Here is a 17,883-nt window from a genome sequence, read left to right on the forward strand (position 1 = left end):
TGGCCAGAACAATCATCGATCGTTCGGCGGATACCTGCTTAATGTCATCCCGGCAACCGGTCCGTGTCGGTGCGCGACTGGAATGACTTAAACGGGTTTGGGAATGACTTCCCGGATGATGCGGTAAACTGTCTATACAATTCTCTGCTGATTAAAATTTGTCAAGCATTTATTTTCGCTTATTACGCACAGAGAAATTGCTGTATCCACCGCGCTTAACTATGTTACAGATAGCCGATTCTGGCAGAGATGGCGCAGGAAATGAGTATAAAACGCGTATTGTTATCTGATGTGGCAAAGCTGGCGGGACTGTCGAAAGCGACCCTGTCGCGCTATATGAACAACAGTATTGTGCTGCCGCAGGACACCATCGACCGTATCGAAACCGCCATTCGCGAACTGGACTATCGCGGCAATAGCCTGGCGCGCCGTCTGAGCAAAGGCGGCAGCGAGACGCTTGGCCTGGTGCTCCCCGACATTACCAACCCCTTCTTTGCCGAGCTGGCCGACGCTGCCGAAGAGGCCGCTTCTGCCAGCGGCTACAGCCTGGTGTTGTGTATCACCCGCAACAACCCGGAAAAAGAGTGCCAGTTCATCCGCTGGCTGGATACCTGCCAGGTAGACGGCCTGCTGTTCACCACCAACCGCCCCGATAACGGCCTGCTGCGCAAGGAGATCCAGCGTCACGAACGCATTGTCCTGCTGGATGAAGATATTCCCGGGAGTCAGGTTCCAAAAGTGTTTGCTGATAACGTTCAGGGCGGGCGCATCGCCACCGAAAAACTGATCGCCGCCGGGCATCGTCATATCGCTTTCGTCGGCGGCCCGGACAAACTGATGAGCGTCCGTGAGCGCTATCAGGGTTTTTGCACCGCGATGGAGCAAGCCGGCCTGAGCTGGCCGCCCGAATGGGTGATGTACGGCGACTATCAGCGCGAGTTTGGCCAGCAGGCGCTGCGGCACCTCTTCAGCCAACCGGTTCGCCCTACCGCCGTCTTCGCGGCCAGCGACTATCTGGTGCTCGGTCTGCTTGACGGTCTACGCGCCAGCGGGCTCCAGGCGCCGGAGGCGCTTTCGCTAGTCGGCTTCGATGACGCCAATTACGCCGATTTTACCCAGCCGCGGATCTCCACTATCCGCCAGCCCGCCCGGGAACTGGGGCGCACCGCGGTGCACATCATGATGCGCCTGCTAAACGACGATCCGGATATCCCAGCGGAAACCCGCCTGCCGGTTGAATGGATTGGTCGCGACTCGATCAAGATCTGTTAAGCATGTCCCATAATGACGCAAAAGCGCCCGTTTTTGGCGCAAAAAACGATCAATTAACAATTTATTCACTATAATCAGTAAACCGGTTTACCGGATTGTAATCAATAAAACCTATTGAATACATAAGGTTAAGTCACAGGGCTGCTGTGTTGTTCCTGCCCTGGCACGGATGCTGCAATGTTCTTACTGGCGAACAAATATCTTACATAGCGTTTGTCCTGACTGTACTGGCGAGGGCTCTGATCCGCAGGTAAACCGGTTTACTAGATTGTAAACCGTGACGGATAGAGTCTCTCCCGCAGGATGGCGAACATTTTCCCGGCAATAGCGATGGGAGTTATCAGATGCAGCAGCCACAAACTACCCCGCCAAGGGTGGAGATGATCAATATCACCAAGACCTACGGGTCGATACGTTCATTGCGCGGCGTTAACCTCGAGTTGGCCCCGGGCGAAGTGCTGGGTTTAGTGGGCGATAACGGCGCGGGGAAATCCACCCTCACCAAAGTGCTCTCTGGCGCGGTGATCCCCTCCAGCGGCACGATTCGTATCGACGGTGAACAGCAGCAGTTTACCAATCCGGCCGATTCGCGCCGCTGCCATATCGAGATGGTCTATCAGGATCTGTCGCTCTGCGACACGGTCGACGTCGCGGGCAATCTGTTTATGGGCCGTGAGCCGATGAAATCGGTCCTCGGTATTCCCTTTCTCGACGAGGCCAAAATGCACGCCGATGCCAGAGAGATGCTTAAAGGGCTGGGGATCTCTATTCCGGATACCCGCCTGCTGGTGCGAAATCTCTCCGGCGGCCAGCGCCAGGCTATTGCCATCGCCCGCGCGGCGGCCTTTGACCCGAAAGTGCTGATTATGGATGAACCCACCGCCGCGCTGGCCGTCGCGGAGGTCGAAGCGGTGCTGGAACTCATTCGCCGCGTTTCCGCTCGCGGGGTGAGCGTGATTCTGATTACCCACCGCCTGCAGGACCTGTTCCTGGTGTGTGACCGGATCATGGTGATGTATGAAGGTACCAATGTCGCTGACAGGCGGGTGTCCGACACCAGCCTGAACGATATCGTTAACCTGATTGTGGGCGAAAAATTCACCGCCCGCTCTGCGGCTGCACATTGAGGTAACAGGATGAGTATCATGAACTTAAGCAGCTCCCGCATGATCCAGCATTCGCTGCCGCGCCGCCTGCTGCATAACCACTCGGGCGTAGTCAGCATCGCGCTCTTTTTCGTCTTCTGCTGCGTGGTGTTTTCGCTGATCACCAGCAACTTTCTCACCGGCACCAACTGGCTGAATATCATCCGTCAGAGCGCCCCGCTGCTGATCGTCGCGACGGCGATGACCCTGGTGATTACCACCGGCGGTATCGATCTGTCGGTGGGCTCTACCCTGGCGCTGGTCGGCGCACTCTCCGCTATCGCCCTGAATAGCTGGGGGCTGCCGTGGCCGGTGGTACTGCTCGGCGGCCTGTTGCTCGGCGGCGTCGTTGGCGCCATCAACGGCTTCTTTATTGCCTATGAAGGGATTCCGGCGTTTATCGTCACCCTCGCCACTCTGGCTGTGGTTCGCGGCATCGCGCTGCTGATCACTCAGGGTTATTCGATTCCGGTTCCGGCTGACAGCCTGTTTACCTTTATCGGACGCGCGTGGGTAGTCGGTATCCCCATGCCCGCGCTGCTCGGCATTCTGATTCTGCTGATCGGGCATATCGTTCTTAATCACATGCGTTTTGGTCGCTACGTGACCGCTATCGGCGCCAACGCTGAAGGCGCGCGACGCAGCGGGATTAACACCAAAGCCGTCACGATGAAGGTCTATATCCTCAGCGGCATGGCCGCCGCGCTGGCGGGAATGATCATTACCGCTCGCCTCGGCAGCGGCTCCTCCAACCAGGGCGAAGGCTTTGAACTGCAGGTTATTGCCGCCGTGGTGCTCGGCAGTACCAGCCTGTTTGGCGGCTTCGGTACCATTATCGGCACGCTGCTGGGCGCGCTGTCGATTGCGGTCATTCAGAACGGGCTGATCCTGTCGCATATTTCGCCGTTTTACACCCAGATAGCTACCGGCACCATTATCCTGCTGGCTATCTGGCTGAACACCCGCATTCTCAACCCCACGCGCTCCGCGGCAAAAGGATAGCTGATGAACGGATCAATTTTTCGTCATCCCTCACCGCTGCCGGTTGGCGTCAGCAGCGGTTACGTGATGACAGTGCTTGGCCCGCTGCCGATTAACGAAATGGGCGTCACCCTGATGCATGAGCATATTCTGCTGGATGCCTCCGGCAAATGGGTGCCGCCCTGCTGCTGTAGCGATCGCCATCTTGCCGAAATGCCGGTGAAAATGGAAAACCTTGGCGAACTGTCGCTGAATCCGTTGATGAGCCGCGATAACTGTCAGCTGTTTGATGTCGACGTTGCGATTGAGGAACTCACTAAATATCGCGCCCTTGGCGGCGAAACCGTGGTCGACCCGACCAATATCGGTATTGGCCGCGATCCGAAAGCGCTGGCGCGCATCGCGCGTCTGACCGGTCTGAACATTATTATGGGCACCGGGCTCTATCTGGAGCCTTCGCACCCCGAGTGGGTAAGGACCAGCAGCGTTGAACAGCTGACCGAACGGCTGATTTACGATCTTGGCGGCGCGGAGGAGAAACCGGAGGTACTCGCCGGGCTTATCGGCGAAATCGGTATCTCCAGCCGTTTTACGCCGGATGAGGAGAAATCCCTGCGCGCTGCGGGTCGGGCCAGCGCCGCGACCGGCGTGCCGATCGAGGTCCATCTGCCGGGCTGGGAGCGGCTGGGTCATCGGGTGCTGGATATTCTCGAGCAGGAAGGCGCCGATTTACGCCATACCGTGCTGTGCCATATGAACCCCAGCTTTGCCGATAAACGCTACCAGCGCGAACTGGCCCAGCGCGGAGCATTTCTCGAATACGACATGATTGGCATGAGCTATTACTACGCCGACGAGTCAGCGCAGTCGCCCTCCGACGAGGAAAACGCCCGCGCGATCCGCGAGTTAATTGACGACGGCTATATCCAGCACATTCTGTTGTCGCAGGATGTCTTCCTGAAAACCATGCTCACCCGCTACGGCGGCCACGGTTACGGCTACATACTCAAGCATTTTGTTCCGCGTCTGCGGCGCCACGGCGTCAGCGGCGAACAGCTTGAAACCTTAATGATTGGAAACCCCCAGCGGGTCTTTGGCGGATAAAAGGAAACGTCATCATGCAGAAAAAAATCTTACTGGTCGGTGAGTCCTGGACCAGCACCTCAACGCACGTTAAAGGCTTCGACCAGTTTGCCACCGCCACCTGGCACACCGGCGCAACGGATTTTCTGGCCGCGCTCGCCGACAGTCCCTATGCCATTACCTATATGCCCGCCCACGCGGCGGCGACAGACTTTCCGCTGACGCTGGAAGCGCTGGAACACTGGGATGCGATCATCCTTTCGGATATCGGCGCCAATACGCTGCTGCTGCATCCGGACACCTGGCTGAAGAGCCGCCGCACCGCCAACCGTCTAACGCTCCTGCATGATTACGTGGCCGGCGGGGGGGCGCTGATGATGATCGGCGGCTATTACAGCTTCCAGGGGATCAACGGCGGCGCGCGCTACCGTAATACCGCGGTGGAGAAAGTGCTGCCGGTTCGCTGCCTGGCCTGGGACGATCGCATTGAAACCCCGGAAGGCTGCTTTGCGGAAGTGGCGGGATCTCACCCCCTGTTTAACGATATTCCGGGCGAATGGCCGTGGCTGCTGGGCTATAACGAGGTTGAAATGCATCCGGAAGGTAAACTGCTGGCGACCGTGGCCGGTACCGATCATCCTCTGCTGGCCATTCGCGAATATCAGCGGGGGCGCTCGCTGGTGTGGACCAGCGACATGTCGGCGCACTGGCTGCCGGAAGAGTTTGCCAAATGGCCCGGCTATCGCCAGCTGTGGATTAACTGCCTCGACTGGCTGACGGAACGCCGCTGATGACCGCTACCCTTGAGCTCGCCCGGCAACTGCTGGGCTTTAACACCATCAACCCGCCGGGCAGCGAAGCCGACTGCATGCGGTTCTTCGCCGACTGGCTTGCCGATAGCGGTTTTGAGGTGTCGCTGTCGTCATTCGGCGAGGGACGCTGCAATCTTATCGCCAGGCTGCCCGGGTCGAAGAGCGGTAAACCGCTGGCCTTTACCGGACATCTGGATACCGTCCCGCTGGGAAATGCCCGCTGGCAGTACGATCCTTTCGGTGCGCAGATGGAAGACGGGCGTCTTTATGGACGCGGGTCGAGCGATATGAAAGCGGCGATAGCGGCATTTGCCGTCGCCTGCGTTCATCAGCGGCAAACGATTCGCGCCGGGCGCGGCGCACTATTGCTGATCACCGGCGGAGAAGAGACCGGCTGCGACGGCGCGCGGGCGCTGATCGCCTCCGAGACGTTGCCAGAGGTGGGCGCGCTGATCGTCGGTGAGCCCACCGCCAACTACCCGGTTATCGGCCATAAAGGCGCCCTCTGGCTACGCTGCGAAACGCGGGGAAAAACCGCCCACGGCGCGATGCCGGAGCTGGGGATCAATGCTATCTATCTTGCGGCGGATGCGCTGGGTAAGATCCAGCATTTTTCGCCGGGCGCGCCGCATCCCCTGATGAAGCAACCCACCCTCAACGTCGGACGCATAGAGGGCGGACTCAATATTAATTCCATACCGGACCGCACGCGTTTTGATGTCGATATCCGCAGCGCGCCCAATTTACAGCACGCCGCTATCCGGGAGCGCTTAACGACGCTGCTGGGCGAAAGCGTTACGGTCACCACGCTGGTCGACCTGCCTGCGGTCCTGAGCCGGGAGGATCACGCATGGATTAAGCAGGTTTACCAACGCTGTCAGCCGCTGCACGCTGAGCCGATTACGCCGCGCGTGGTGCCCTACTTTACCGACGCCTCGCTGCTGCTGCCTGCCCTGGGCGACCCGCCCTGTATTATTCTCGGCCCCGGGGAGCCGTCGATGGCTCATCAAACCGACGAGTACTGCCTGCTCAGCCGGCTGGCGGAGGCAGAACGGCTATACGGTGACCTGATCCGCGACTGGATGGCCTAACCGTCCGCGACGAAAGCCCAAAATGTGTGACAGTGTCACTTAAAACGAGCATGATGCATTCAGCGTTTGAATAATCTCGCGGAATAACAGAGGATAACCGCCTCGTACACGAAATGTTTCACCACCAGCAAGGAGGCTTACCATGTCCGTGAAAATCAACGCCGTGCTCGTTTGCACCCTCTCTTTCCTCCTTTCCGCCTGTTCGGGTCATGCTTCTGCGCCGGACAGCGCCGAAGACGCTCAAATATCGGCAGAAGTGGATAAGATACTTCGCGATTATCAAACGGGTGCCGATACGTCACCGCAGGCCAATGCCTCACGCTATCTGGCGCGGATCCAGGCGGCTATCTTCGCTAACATAGACCAGCCGGACTCCTGGCAAGGGCAAAAATGCTCGGTGCGCTTTACCCTGCAGCGTGACGGGACGGTGCAGGATCCGACGGTCGACAACGGCGATCGGCCATTCTGCGCGCAGGTGATGTCCGCGCTGAAAGTCGCCAAAATTCCGCCTGCGCCAGATGAAAAAACCTATCAAACATTCAGCCATGTCGTACTGGACTTGAAGGCCTGAGCTTGCCCGTAGTAAGCGCCCCGGCCATCGCCAGGGCAATGACTAAAAAGTTAAGCTGACAGCCTGCCTAACAGACGCTTTTTGGCGATCAGTGAGGAATGATTCAATGGTGCTTGAGTCGAGGTGATGAGCGGCAAGAGCGCCGGCTGAACGGGACAGCGCATCCAGGTGCGCTGATGATGGCCTCTTATTCATGACTCAATCTCTGATGCATGAAATCAATAAGCGCTCTTGTTTTTGCAGGCAAATAACGCCGATCGGAATACAGGGCGAACAATTGCAAGGGGGCTGCCGATTGTTCAAATTCAATTTCGATTAACCGGCCATCGTCAATATAGGGCTGGCAGGCTTGTTTCGACAGGATGGCATAACCGACGCCTGAGATGGCCGCTCGCCCTGCCATCTCCCCGCTGTTGACCCGATAACGACCGTTCACTTTAATCGTCTCGAATCCGCCCTTTTTATTCACAAACTGCCAGGGAGCGCCTTTAAGCGCATTTACCGTTGTAATACAGGGCAATTCTTCAAATTGCTGTATACGAGAAGGCGTGCCATAACGCTGGATAACGGAGGGAGCCGCAACGATGGTGCAAGGGATGGTCACCAGATGACGGGCTATGTAGTCACTGTCATCCATCTGACCACGACTCACAATGACAGCGAGATCCAGATCATCGCGCAGGGATTCATAACCAGACAAATTGGTGACGCAACTTATCTCCAGGTCCGGATGCTGACAGGCGAAATCGGCAACAATAGCGCCCAGCAGTGCAGGACCGATTTCATTGGGAATACAGATACGTAGTGGCCCCTTGAATTGCATTTGCCGCAACGTTAATTCGGTTTCAGTTTGCTCAAGCGCTTCCAGTAATGGCTTCGCCCGGGTATAGAGTAGATGCCCCGCCTGAGTGAGTTTCATATGTCGGGTACTGCGTTCAATAAGCTGAAGATTCAGTTTGTCTTCTAGCTGAGCAATGCAACGGCTCACATTTGATGCCGGCATTTCAAGGGCTTTCGATGCCCCCACAAAACTGTCTCTTTCAACTACAGCGATGAAGACTTTCAGCGCATTAAAATCAAGAACTGGCCGCATCAACTATCCCACATATGATAATAATGAGTGCCATTTTTACCATCTAATCGATAAGTTTGATAGCAGTTAAGCTAGGTTATCTTTCATCATCAGGTCGCTTGCTATGCCACGGGTCACCACAACATTTAATCAAAAGGCGCTGATACGGATAGCGCTGGTCATCGCTTTTGTGCAGTTTACTAATGCGCTGGAATATATGATGTTCAGTCCTGTTTTTACATTTATGGCCGCGGATTTCGCTGTTCCCGTCTCCTTCTCAGGCTATGTATCCGGTATGTACACCTCTGGAGCCGTCCTGTCGGGAATTATCGCCTTTTACTGGGTTGACCGTTGCAATAAGAAGCGTTTTCTTATCGCTAATATGGTGCTGCTAGCCATGGCGACACTGTTGACAACATTCATGACCCGTTTTCCTCTTCTTCTTACCTTGCGATTCTTCGCAGGGCTGGTAGGAGGGACGACAATGGGTGTGGGGATCGGTATTTTGATAAACCACACGCCGGCTGACTTGCGCGGAAAAATGTTGGCGACGGTGATTGCGTCATTTTCGCTGGTAAGCGTTGTGGGGATGCCCGCTATATTATTTTTGTGTACTCATTACGGTTGGCATGTCGCGTTGTGGTTAATCAGCACGCTCTGTTTGTTGGCATTGCCATTGATCGTCACTGTCATCCCTCAGGACCCCGTCACTTTCGACACGTCTTACGCGCTGCCCCTCGATGTTGATACTTTACTGTTTGCTTCCGGTAATGCGCTGGTACAGTTTAGTCCAATGCTGATCATTCCTGTTCTGGCGCCATTAATGACGCAGCTGTTGGGGGCTTCTGAAGGCCTGCTGCCCTGGCTGTTCTTCGGCGGGGGACTGGCGGGGTATCTGTCTACAAGAATGACAGGGGCATTAACCTCTCGTTTCTCTGCATTGAGTTTGGCGACCGGGTCAACCCTCGTTTTTATTCTGAGCTTGCTGATACCCTTCCTGGGCTATCCGCATCCGGCGCTGTTTATGACGTTATTTCTCGGGGCAGCTTACAGTCGTCTGGTTTCATCTTCGGCGGTTACGATTCAGTTTCCTGATAACAACCAACGAGCGGGATTCTCTTCATTACAGACGTCCATGATGTATCTGATGACGACTGCCGCATTTTTCCTGTCCGCTTTTCTGTTACCTGACCATCGCATGGCGCTCCAGAATATGGACACGTTGCTGGCGCTATGTGCAATTTCCGCATCAGGATCCCCAATTATTATCATCATTTTGCAAAAGAAACTGGCTAAGCGGACGATCCCGCCCGATCGGTGCCCCACTGGGTAGAACATGGCGCGCCCTGCCCTGGGCATTAAAATTATCATTGACCCTGGTGTGGTCGCTAAATGGAGATGAGGGGCGTTTTTTTTGTCTGACGGTGTCTGAATTTAGTACCTGGCGGGAAGCTTATGGATTTTAATGAGTCTTCCCTCTTCCATTTCGATAAAACCACCCGTTTTTAAATCTGCAAGAATGCGCATGACGCCGCTGCGAGAAAGATGGGTTTTCTCACGGATGTAGAGTTCCGCTGTGACTGCGGCGCGATAACTCTCATCTTCTTCGATTAAATTGAGCAACTGCTGGCGGATCATCTCGTACGCCGTCGGTGCGCCCTGCGGCATCACATTGTTGTAAAGTCGGCCATACACAAACATCAGTTGCTTTGAGAGCAGCCCCCATAACGACTTTTCTTTAATAATGTCATGAACACGAGCGGTGGAGATCTCGCCAATCACGCAAGAGTTGATAGTTTTAATGTAATCATCGAAGTAAATATCCGTCAGATTGGCAAGACCAAACACGGCGGGACTGCGCGCAGTGGACAGCATCATATTATCGTTTCGGCGATAAACCGCTACGGTTCCCTCAAGGATGAGGTAACACATCCCCTGGCCATTCACCTTGAAATCCAGTTGCTCCCCCCTTTCAGTTTTACGTGGCGTGCAATACGGCTGTAAATGCGTCATCAACTCTTGCGCGTAGGGTGAACCTCTGTGAGGTTTTGCTGAAGAGGACATAACCGATAACCTTTAGATTGACCTGTCTGATTATAGCCTGGCTTCCTGTTGCGGGTATCCTCATCGTCAGTATTTTCGAGGCAAATGGTTGATATCAAGAAGTATACCCCGTTCCATGGTGATGTAGTTCCCGGTTCGCAGCTCTGCCAGAATTCGCATAATCCCGCTCCGTGAAAGATAGGTTCGGCTCTTAATATAGGCTGCAGCCGTAATTTGTTGCCGTATCGCATCCGGCTCTTGCATCAGTTCAACAAGCTGAAAGCGGATGATGTCATAAGCCGACATCTGCGAGATTTGTGCGCAATGCTCATACACCCGGGAGGCCGTATAAATCAGGAGTTTCGAAAAATGCTCCCATAGATCCAGTTGCGCCACGATGTGATTAAAACAATCCAGTGACACCCGGGCGATCTCTGACGTCTCCAGCGCTCTCACATAGAGATGCTCTGAGGAAAACTGACTACTGACGCCCAGAATAAAGGGTGATGATTCAGAATTTAAAACAATGCCATCGCCGCGACGGTGCAGCGCGACGCTACCTTGCAATAGTAAAAAACATTGCCGGATATCATCTTTATAATAATGCACGACCTCACCTCTGCCGATCACTACTCTTTCTGCCGCTGGCAACACATGATTTATCAGAGTCTCGATGTGCCGAAATGGTTTTAATTCCAGGGCAATTGATTTGTCCTGGTTTTCCGGGGTGGTTAAGCGCGTGTTCATATGCTGCCTCAATTCCTCTACGGTGATCGCTTTATTGATCGACCCGACGAATTATCTTAAAAATGAAGAAACCGCGAAATATTGGTTTAGGGTCCAAAAGTAGACCGTGCTAAAGATGTACTCTAAGTAATTGATTTTGTGCCTCATGACCTTTGAGTCTAAAAATAGACCGGACCTTAATAAACACAATAAAAAAGGAATGTTACTTATTCGTTAAGTGAGAGTCTACTTATAGACCCACAAATCATTTGAGTTTAAGAAAGTGATTAGATAAATTTTAGCCAGCCAGCAGAACAGTTCATGATCTTACCGTAATTAATTATGGCTGCCATGCTGCACAGTAATAAATAAGGCGCTGGTACAAAAAGAGTGTAACGCTCATCGGCACCCTATTGCCTGAATATAAGTGGCAAACCAAGTTAATAAGGAAACAACGTAATGAAAAAAAGTCTTGTTTTAGTTGCCTTGACCGCAACTGCAGCGCTGTCTATGTCTCACGCTTTTGCTGCCGCTGGCACCGTGAATTTCGTCGGCAATATTCTTGATACTGCCTGTGAAGTCGATGTGGCATCGCAAAACCAGCAGGTCAATCTCGGTAACTTTTATAAAACTGAATTTCCGAACAGTGGCGCAAAAGCGGCTGCAAAGGATTTTAATATCGTACTTAAAAACTGCCCAACCACAGTGACTTCGACAAAAGTACGCTTTGATGGCACCCCCGATCTGACCAACCCTAACCTGCTGGCTATTGATACCTCAACCTCCAGTGCGGCGTCAGGGGTGGCGATTAACCTGATGACCGCCGATAAAGTCGACCTGCCTTTACACGGTGAGAACAGCTATAACTACACCCTTAGCAGCACCCAGGACAATACGCTGAAATTCTACGCGCAATATATCTCCACCACGGCATCAGTAACGCCGGGTACGGCCAACTCTGTTGCTAACTTCTCCATTGTATATAACTGATTTTCTGTCCAGAAAAGCTGATGGGGTCGATACGGCCCCATGTTTCAGAGGTCTAAAATGAATGTTCTTCGCAGTATCTTGCTTACCACCACGATATTGAGTATTGGCTTATCCGCTGCTCAGGCCGGTGTCGTTATTGGTGGTACGCGGGTCATTTTTGATGGTAATAAAAAAGAAGCCTCAATTGGCATAAATAATCCTGATAAAACCCCTTACCTGATCCAGTCCTGGATCGAAACGCCAGGTGGCGGTGCCGAAAAGGCGCCTTTCATCATTACGCCGCCGTTATATCGACTGAATAATGGCCAACAAAACGTCGAGCGCATTGTTGCCACCGGAGCATTACCTCAGGATAAAGAGAGCTTATTTTGGCTTAATATAAAAGCCATACCCTCTGCAGCTAAAGTTGACAATACGTTGCAAATTGCCATTAAAACCAGAATCAAGCTCATCTACCGTCCGGCGGCGATGAAAGGCGCATCCCCTGAAGAGCAGGTCGATAAATTACGCTGGCAACGCGTCGGTAATAAGATACAGGTAAACAATCCGACTCGGCATGTCATGAATTTTAACGAAATTTCACTATCAGGTAAAAAATTACCCGATGTCAGTTATGTATTACCCGGTAGCACAGCGACGTTTGATTTACCCTCCGGCGTAACGGGCGGGCCAGTGACATTCAAAATTATCAATGATTATGGCAGTCCCGGGGCAGAACACAAAGCCAGTCTGTAGACCGGCGAAAAGACACTGAGTGGGATTTATGATGATGGCAATGGATTATATAAAAGCACGTTCTCCACGGTTGGCATTATTGATAACCATCGCGCTCTTCGGTAATACGCAAAATAGCTATAGTCGCGATTTTTTTAATCCAGAACTGGTTGAACTGGATAATCCGGGGACAGAAAAAGTCGATCTTTCTGGTTTTGAATCGGGCGCGCAAGCTCCCGGGGATTATCATGTTGATATCGTCCTGGACGATCGGTTAGTTGATACCCGCGATATCAGGTTTGTGTTGCTGAAAGAGCCTGGCGGTGATGACAAATTAGTCCCCTGTTTATCCATTGAGCAATTAGAAAGCTGGGGAGTAAAGACTGGGCTTTTTTCCGCGTTAAAAGGCGAAACATCCGTAAGCGTCGTCTCAGCACCGTCTGGCAGATCCTGATATTCCTGAGAGGATAGTGGACACCAAATATGGTGGACGCTATCCATGAAATCATTAACCGCAGTGCGTAAAAAAAGCCCTAATTATCCCGTTGAGTTCAAAATCAAAATGGTTGAACTCTCGCATCGACCAGAGATCTCCGTAGCGCAACTCGCTCGTGAGCATGGGATCAACGATAATTTGCTGTTCAAGTGGCGCCAGTACTGGCGCGAAGGAAAACTACGTCCTCCTTCAACAATAGAAAACAACGTGCCTGAGCTGCTCCCGATAACACTTGATGCCGAAGATGTTGTCCCTGCAACCTCCCCCCGGTCACAACCTGTAGCTGCTGCGGCACCTGAATCACTCAATATCAGCTGTGAAGTGACGTTCCGGCACGGATCACTCCGTCTGAATGGTGCCATCAGCGAAAATATCCTGAACCTGCTGATACGGGAGCTCAAACGTTGATCCCATTACCATCAGGGACAAAGATCTGGCTGGTCGCTGGCATCACCGATATGAGAAACGGCTTCAACGGCCTGGCGGCAAAGGTGCAGACGACGCTGAAAGACGATCCGATGTCAGGTCACGTTTTTATCTTCCGTGGGCGTAATGGCAGTCAGGTAAAGCTCCTCTGGTCTACCGGCGATGGACTGTGTCTGCTGACCAAACGGCTGGAGCGCGGCCGCTTCGCCTGGCCGTCAGCCCGGGATGGCAAAGTGTTCCTCACACCGGCACAGCTGGCGATGCTCCTTGAAGGTATCGACTGGCGGCAGCCTAAAAGACTGCTTACGTCACTGACTATGTTGTAGGCCTCTTTATCCTGGTCGACGCTGAATGAGCCAGGTAATATACCCGGTATGAACAGCTTACTTCCTGACAATATCGATGAACTGAAACGTCTCCTTGCCGAACAGGAGGCGCTGAACCGTGCCCTTCTGGAAAAGCTGAACGAGCGTGAACGCGAAATAGATCACCTGCAGGCGCAACTGGATAAGCTGCGCCGGATGAACTTCGGCAGCCGCTCCGAAAAAGTCTCCCGCCGTATCGCGCAGATGGAAGCCGACCTTAAGCAGTTGCAGAAAGAAAGCGATACCCTTACCGGCCGGGTGGATGACCCGGCCGTGCAGCGCCCGCTGCGGCAGACCCGTACCCGCAAACCGTTCCCTGAATCACTTCCCCGTGACGAAAAACGGCTGCTGCCGGCAGCGTCATGCTGCCCGGAATGTGGTGGTACGCTGAGTTACCTGGGTGAAGATGCCGCCGAACAGCTGGAGCTGATGCGCAGCGCCTTCCGGGTTATCCGGACAGTACGTGAAAAGCATGCCTGTACTCAGTGCGATGCCATCGTGCAGGCCCCCGCGCCTTCACGGCCCATCGAGCGGGGTATCGCAGGACCGGGGCTGCTGGCCCGCGTGCTGAGTTCAAAGTATGCAGAGCACACCCCGCTGTACCGCCAGTCTGAAATATACGGCCGCCAGGGTGTGGAGCTGAGCCGCTCACTGCTGTCGGGCTGGATGGATGCGTGTTGCCGGCTACTGTCACCGCTGGAAGGGGCGCTTCAGGACTATGTGCTGACTGACGGTAAGCTCCATGCTGATGACACGCCTGTCCCGGTGCTGTTGCCAGGTAATAAGAAAACGAAGACCGGGCGGTTATGGACCTACGTTCGTGACGACCGTAACGCCGGGTCAGAGCTGGCGCCGGCAGTGTGGTTCGCTTACAGCCCGGACAGAAAAGGTATCCACCCGCAGAGCCATCTCGCTGGCTTCAGCGGTGTTCTGCAGGCGGATGCGTACGCCGGGTTCAACGAACTGTACCGCAATGGACAGATAACGGAAGCTGCCTGCTGGGCTCATGCCCGCCGCAAGATCCACGATGTGCACGTTCGCACCCCGTCAGCGCTGACGGAGGAAGCCCTGAAACGGATCGGTGAGTTATATGCCATCGAGGCGGAAATAAGGGGGATGCCGGCGAAGCGACGCCTTGCAGAACGTCAGCAAAAAGCTAAACCGCGGCTGAAATCCCTGGAAAGCTGGCTGCGTGAAAAGGTGAAAACGCTGTCGCGACACTCAGAACTGGCGAAAGCGTTCACGTACGTACTGAACCAGTGGCCGGCGCTGGCTTACTATACTGACGACGGCTGGGCCGAGGCAGATAACAACATAGCTGAGAATGCGCTACGGATGGTCAGCCTGGGCCGCAAAAACTACCTGTTCTTCGGTTCGGATCATGGAGGAGAGCGGGGAGCGCTGCTGTACAGCCTGATCGGGACATGCAAACTGAACGGAGTGGAGCCAGAAAGCTACCTCCGTTATGTCCTTGACGTCATTGCTGACTGGCCGATAAACCGGGTCAGCGAGCTACTCCCCTGGCGCGTAGCACTGCCAACTGAATAACACATCCCCGTCAATACGGTTCTCGCTGCACGCTTACAAACATCCTGTGCGAACCTGTCCGCGATCCCTCAGGCCAGTACGGATTTCCAGTTTGCCATGCAGCGTCTGGTATTGAGCATTCCGCAAGCGGCACTATCAGCGCATGCGCGCGGAGCGGTGTCGCCGGATCGCTGGGATCAAGGGATTAACGCCGCCCTGCTCAACTACAGTCTGAGTGGGGCCAATAACTGGGCAAAAAATAGCAACAGCAGCACCAGCGATAATCAGTATGCCAACCTGCGTCCTGGCGTGAATATTGGCCCCTGGCGGTTAAGAAATTACACCACCTGGTCGCGCGATTCACAGGGTCACGATGCCTGGAAGACGGTTTATACCTATGCTCAGCGTACGATAATCCCGTTACAGTCGCAGCTCACGCTGGGTGATAGCTCTGCCCCGGCAGATGTCTTCGACAGCATGCCTTTTCGGGGAGGACAACTTGCCTCCGATGATGACATGCTGCCCGACTCCCTCAAGGGCTATGCCCCAGTGGTGCGTGGTATCGCCCGGACCAATGCCCAGGTGATAATTCGCCAGAATGGCTATCAGATATACCAGAGCTTTGTGGCGCCGGGGGCTTTTGAAATCACGGATATGTATCCTACCGGCGGCGCCGGCGATCTTGATGTCACTATTAAAGAGGCTGATGGCAGTGAGCAGCACTTTAGCGTGCCATTTGCCTCCCTTCCCGTATTACAGCGTGAAGGCCGAATAAAATATGCGTTAACGGGCGGCCAATATCGTTCTTACAACGGCAGCGTGGACAAAACGCCCTTTGCTCAGATGAGCGTTATTCTCGGCTTGCCCTATGGCTTTACGTTTTACGGCGGATTACAGGAGTCGAGTAAGTACCAGTCCCTCGCCGCGGGCGTCGGTAAAAACATGGGTAACTTTGGCGCAATCTCCAGCGATATCACCCAGGGCTGGTCCACGCCGCAAAATATGCCGAAATCCAGGGGGCAATCATGGCGGGCTCGATACAGTAAAAATTTTGCCGCAACGGGCACCAACTTCGCGATTGCCGGCTACCGCTATTCGACAAGCGGCTACTATGGCATGCAAGAGGTCCTGGATTCTTACGGTGACAGTCAGGCGCTTCAGGACCGACGCCGCAACCGTGCTGAGCTGACGTTGAGCCAGGGGTTGGGAGACCATCTGGGATCGTTGATGCTGAACGCCGCGCGTGAAGATTACTGGAATTCGGGTAAGGCGATGGAATCATGGAGCGTTGGGTATAACAACTACTGGCACAGTATCAGTTATGGCCTGACCTGGACGCTGAGTAAGAATGGGAGCGCGGGATCGTACAGCTCACCCCAGAGCGACGATAAAAACCAGATGCTGGCGCTGAATATCAGCATTCCCCTGGAAAAACTGTTGCCGCAGACATGGGCAAACTATGGCATGAATACCAGCAAGAATAACGGTACGACACACAGCGCTGGGTTAAATGGCGTTGCTTTGCCGAATAATGCGCTCAACTGGAATATTCAACAGGGTTTCGGCACTCACGACGTGGCCTACACCGGCAATATGAATGGTGATTATCGCGGCACCTATGGCGAAATCACAGCCGGGTACAGCTATGACAAAAATACCGATCGTCTGAATTATGGGATTCAGGGAGGTGTGGTTGCGCATGCCAATGGCGTGACGTTTTCTCAGCCCCTGGGTGAAACCAACGTGCTGATTGCCGCCCCCGGGGCTGCCGGCGTAGGCATCCAGAATATGACCGGAGCGACAACCGATTATCGCGGATATACGGTTGCCTCTAACTTAATGCCTTATCGCAAAAATGATGTGTCATTAATCACTGAAACATTACCGGCTAACGTTGAGTTAGAACAAACGGTCAAAACCGTGGTTCCTACGCGTGGCGCGATTGTCAGGGCGAATTATCGGGCAAGCGTAGGCGTTCGCATGCTGATGACCTTGAGCCTGCGAAACGGCCAGTTAGTGCCGTTTGGCGCAATGGCCAGCGTTGAAGGAACAGATCATAACAGTTTTATCGTGGGTGATAGCGGACAGGTCTATTTGACGGGTCTCGATCCCGAGGTAAACCTGACCGTGAAATGGGGAAATCAATCCGCAAACACCTGCAGGGTTCATTACTCGATAAACATGACGAAGCTGAATAACGATGTGATTATCGATAATGCTGTTTGCCGATAACGTTGAAATGGATTTTTATATCAGGTGCATAGGTATGCGACTTTTCCGATCTGCATTATTAATGCTGGCTGTGTTGTTTCCATTGAGTGGCTTCTGTTGTGATTATACTTACATCGGCTCTCCCTATACCGTGGATTATGGCAATATTATCGTTCAGCGCGATGTTCCCGTTGGCCAGGCGATAAGCAATGAGATATATGGCTCTTTAGCACATGCTTATACCTGCGTCACAACCGGCAATGAAGGGTCTAGCTCAGGAATGAAAAGCGCTATTTTACCCTATGTCGCGACGTACGGCGCGCGGCGCGTTTATCAAACCAAAATACGCAAAAAATGA

General features: G+C 53.7%; 19 protein-coding genes. 16 read left to right on the top strand and 3 right to left on the bottom strand.

Features of this window, described 5'->3' with window-relative positions:
• The first annotated feature begins 249 nt into the window (after positions 1–249).
• The 7 genes from ACOI7Z_RS03910 (at position 250) to ACOI7Z_RS03940 (ending at position 6,955) form a co-directional block, all read left to right on the top strand.
• The gene (locus tag ACOI7Z_RS03910; protein ID WP_032428845.1) at positions 250–1,272 is read left to right on the top strand and encodes a LacI family DNA-binding transcriptional regulator; all 1,023 of its coding nucleotides are present in this window, start codon (positions 250–252) and stop codon (positions 1,270–1,272) included.
• Positions 1,273–1,652: 380 nt separating this feature from the next.
• A complete protein-coding gene (locus ACOI7Z_RS03915) occupies positions 1,653–2,399 on the top strand; it encodes an ATP-binding cassette domain-containing protein (protein ID WP_072199055.1) in 747 nt (248 codons plus the stop codon).
• Positions 2,400–2,417: 18 nt separating this feature from the next.
• Complete coding sequence (locus ACOI7Z_RS03920) at positions 2,418–3,419, top strand: ABC transporter permease (protein WP_023289710.1); 1,002 nt, start codon at positions 2,418–2,420, stop codon at positions 3,417–3,419.
• 3 nt (positions 3,420–3,422) lie between these two features.
• Positions 3,423–4,502, top strand: coding sequence for a phosphotriesterase family protein (locus ACOI7Z_RS03925; protein ID WP_044523249.1), 1,080 nt, complete (start codon positions 3,423–3,425; stop codon positions 4,500–4,502).
• Between the two features lie 14 nt (positions 4,503–4,516).
• Positions 4,517–5,272: a glutamine amidotransferase gene (locus ACOI7Z_RS03930; protein ID WP_023289712.1), complete on the top strand. Its 756-nt coding sequence runs from the start codon at positions 4,517–4,519 to the stop codon at positions 5,270–5,272.
• On the top strand, positions 5,272–6,384 hold the full coding sequence (locus ACOI7Z_RS03935) for a M20 family metallopeptidase (protein WP_087849394.1): 1,113 nt from the start codon (positions 5,272–5,274) through the stop codon (positions 6,382–6,384). The genes ACOI7Z_RS03930 and ACOI7Z_RS03935 overlap by 1 nt, the downstream gene beginning before the upstream one ends.
• A gap of 142 nt (positions 6,385–6,526) precedes the next feature.
• Entirely contained in the window at positions 6,527–6,955 is a 429-nt protein-coding gene (locus ACOI7Z_RS03940; RefSeq protein WP_087849395.1) for a cell envelope integrity TolA C-terminal domain-containing protein, read from the top strand.
• A gap of 187 nt (positions 6,956–7,142) precedes the next feature.
• On the opposite strand, the gene ACOI7Z_RS03945 is transcribed toward ACOI7Z_RS03940, so the two are convergent.
• On the bottom strand, positions 7,143–8,048 hold the full coding sequence (locus tag ACOI7Z_RS03945; protein WP_048334823.1) for a LysR family transcriptional regulator: 906 nt from the start codon (positions 8,046–8,048) through the stop codon (positions 7,143–7,145).
• Positions 8,049–8,151: 103 nt separating this feature from the next.
• Here ACOI7Z_RS03945 and ACOI7Z_RS03950 point away from each other — a divergent pair, with 103 nt between their 5' ends.
• Positions 8,152–9,360 carry an MFS transporter gene (locus ACOI7Z_RS03950; protein ID WP_137916252.1) on the top strand — a complete coding sequence of 403 codons (1,209 nt, stop codon included), beginning with the start codon at positions 8,152–8,154 and terminating at the stop codon, positions 9,358–9,360.
• Between the two features lie 101 nt (positions 9,361–9,461).
• On the opposite strand, the gene ACOI7Z_RS03955 is transcribed toward ACOI7Z_RS03950, so the two are convergent.
• Positions 9,462–10,091: a helix-turn-helix domain-containing protein gene (locus tag ACOI7Z_RS03955; RefSeq protein ID WP_032452873.1), complete on the bottom strand. Its 630-nt coding sequence runs from the start codon at positions 10,089–10,091 to the stop codon at positions 9,462–9,464.
• 66 nt (positions 10,092–10,157) lie between these two features.
• Complete coding sequence (locus ACOI7Z_RS03960) at positions 10,158–10,817, bottom strand: winged helix-turn-helix transcriptional regulator (protein ID WP_032452874.1); 660 nt, start codon at positions 10,815–10,817, stop codon at positions 10,158–10,160.
• A gap of 438 nt (positions 10,818–11,255) precedes the next feature.
• Between ACOI7Z_RS03960 and ACOI7Z_RS03965 the strand changes: the two genes are divergently transcribed.
• The 8 genes from ACOI7Z_RS03965 to ACOI7Z_RS04000 all read left to right on the top strand — a co-directional run bounded on the left by ACOI7Z_RS03965 (position 11,256) and on the right by ACOI7Z_RS04000 (position 17,883).
• Positions 11,256–11,786 (top strand): fimbrial protein, encoded by a 531-nt coding sequence (locus tag ACOI7Z_RS03965; RefSeq protein WP_023289719.1) that lies wholly within the window; start codon positions 11,256–11,258, stop codon positions 11,784–11,786.
• A 57-nt stretch (positions 11,787–11,843) separates the two neighbouring features.
• Complete coding sequence (locus tag ACOI7Z_RS03970; protein WP_049014138.1) at positions 11,844–12,521, top strand: molecular chaperone; 678 nt, start codon at positions 11,844–11,846, stop codon at positions 12,519–12,521.
• A gap of 28 nt (positions 12,522–12,549) precedes the next feature.
• Positions 12,550–12,954 (top strand): FimD/PapC N-terminal domain-containing protein, encoded by a 405-nt coding sequence (locus tag ACOI7Z_RS03975; RefSeq protein ID WP_240513460.1) that lies wholly within the window; start codon positions 12,550–12,552, stop codon positions 12,952–12,954.
• Positions 12,955–12,999: 45 nt separating this feature from the next.
• Positions 13,000–13,404: an IS66-like element accessory protein TnpA gene (gene tnpA / locus ACOI7Z_RS03980; protein ID WP_023290559.1), complete on the top strand. Its 405-nt coding sequence runs from the start codon at positions 13,000–13,002 to the stop codon at positions 13,402–13,404.
• The gene (tnpB, locus tag ACOI7Z_RS03985) at positions 13,401–13,748 is read left to right on the top strand and encodes an IS66 family insertion sequence element accessory protein TnpB (RefSeq protein ID WP_000612626.1); all 348 of its coding nucleotides are present in this window, start codon (positions 13,401–13,403) and stop codon (positions 13,746–13,748) included. The genes tnpA and tnpB overlap by 4 nt, the downstream gene beginning before the upstream one ends.
• 48 nt (positions 13,749–13,796) lie before the next feature.
• Positions 13,797–15,335 (top strand): IS66-like element ISKpn24 family transposase, encoded by a 1,539-nt coding sequence (locus tag ACOI7Z_RS03990; protein ID WP_023290558.1) that lies wholly within the window; start codon positions 13,797–13,799, stop codon positions 15,333–15,335.
• A 96-nt stretch (positions 15,336–15,431) separates the two neighbouring features.
• Positions 15,432–17,546 (top strand): fimbria/pilus outer membrane usher protein, encoded by a 2,115-nt coding sequence (locus ACOI7Z_RS03995; RefSeq protein ID WP_240513437.1) that lies wholly within the window; start codon positions 15,432–15,434, stop codon positions 17,544–17,546.
• A 34-nt stretch (positions 17,547–17,580) separates the two neighbouring features.
• Entirely contained in the window at positions 17,581–17,883 is a 303-nt protein-coding gene (locus ACOI7Z_RS04000; protein WP_240513436.1) for a hypothetical protein, read from the top strand.

Origin of the sequence: Klebsiella sp. C283 (assembly GCF_048822555.1) — a bacterium.
Classification (GTDB): Bacteria; Pseudomonadota; Gammaproteobacteria; order Enterobacterales; family Enterobacteriaceae; genus Klebsiella; species Klebsiella quasipneumoniae.

Coding starts and splice junctions, on each gene's coding strand:
- ACOI7Z_RS03935 (WP_087849394.1), top strand. CDS start 5,272: ATGACCGCTACCCTTGAGCTCGCCCGGCAACTGCTGGGCTTTAACACC.
- ACOI7Z_RS03990 (WP_023290558.1), top strand. CDS start 13,797: ATGAACAGCTTACTTCCTGACAATATCGATGAACTGAAACGTCTCCTT.
- ACOI7Z_RS03975 (WP_240513460.1), top strand. CDS start 12,550: ATGATGATGGCAATGGATTATATAAAAGCACGTTCTCCACGGTTGGCA.
- ACOI7Z_RS03995 (WP_240513437.1), top strand. CDS start 15,432: ATGCAGCGTCTGGTATTGAGCATTCCGCAAGCGGCACTATCAGCGCAT.
- ACOI7Z_RS03950 (WP_137916252.1), top strand. CDS start 8,152: ATGCCACGGGTCACCACAACATTTAATCAAAAGGCGCTGATACGGATA.
- tnpA (WP_023290559.1), top strand. CDS start 13,000: ATGAAATCATTAACCGCAGTGCGTAAAAAAAGCCCTAATTATCCCGTT.
- ACOI7Z_RS03925 (WP_044523249.1), top strand. CDS start 3,423: ATGAACGGATCAATTTTTCGTCATCCCTCACCGCTGCCGGTTGGCGTC.
- ACOI7Z_RS03910 (WP_032428845.1), top strand. CDS start 250: ATGGCGCAGGAAATGAGTATAAAACGCGTATTGTTATCTGATGTGGCA.
- ACOI7Z_RS03915 (WP_072199055.1), top strand. CDS start 1,653: ATGATCAATATCACCAAGACCTACGGGTCGATACGTTCATTGCGCGGC.
- ACOI7Z_RS03970 (WP_049014138.1), top strand. CDS start 11,844: ATGAATGTTCTTCGCAGTATCTTGCTTACCACCACGATATTGAGTATT.
- ACOI7Z_RS03930 (WP_023289712.1), top strand. CDS start 4,517: ATGCAGAAAAAAATCTTACTGGTCGGTGAGTCCTGGACCAGCACCTCA.
- ACOI7Z_RS03920 (WP_023289710.1), top strand. CDS start 2,418: ATGAACTTAAGCAGCTCCCGCATGATCCAGCATTCGCTGCCGCGCCGC.
- ACOI7Z_RS03955 (WP_032452873.1), bottom strand. CDS start 10,091: ATGTCCTCTTCAGCAAAACCTCACAGAGGTTCACCCTACGCGCAAGAG.
- ACOI7Z_RS03945 (WP_048334823.1), bottom strand. CDS start 8,048: ATGCGGCCAGTTCTTGATTTTAATGCGCTGAAAGTCTTCATCGCTGTA.
- ACOI7Z_RS03960 (WP_032452874.1), bottom strand. CDS start 10,817: ATGAACACGCGCTTAACCACCCCGGAAAACCAGGACAAATCAATTGCC.
- ACOI7Z_RS03940 (WP_087849395.1), top strand. CDS start 6,527: ATGTCCGTGAAAATCAACGCCGTGCTCGTTTGCACCCTCTCTTTCCTC.
- ACOI7Z_RS03965 (WP_023289719.1), top strand. CDS start 11,256: ATGAAAAAAAGTCTTGTTTTAGTTGCCTTGACCGCAACTGCAGCGCTG.
- ACOI7Z_RS04000 (WP_240513436.1), top strand. CDS start 17,581: ATGCGACTTTTCCGATCTGCATTATTAATGCTGGCTGTGTTGTTTCCA.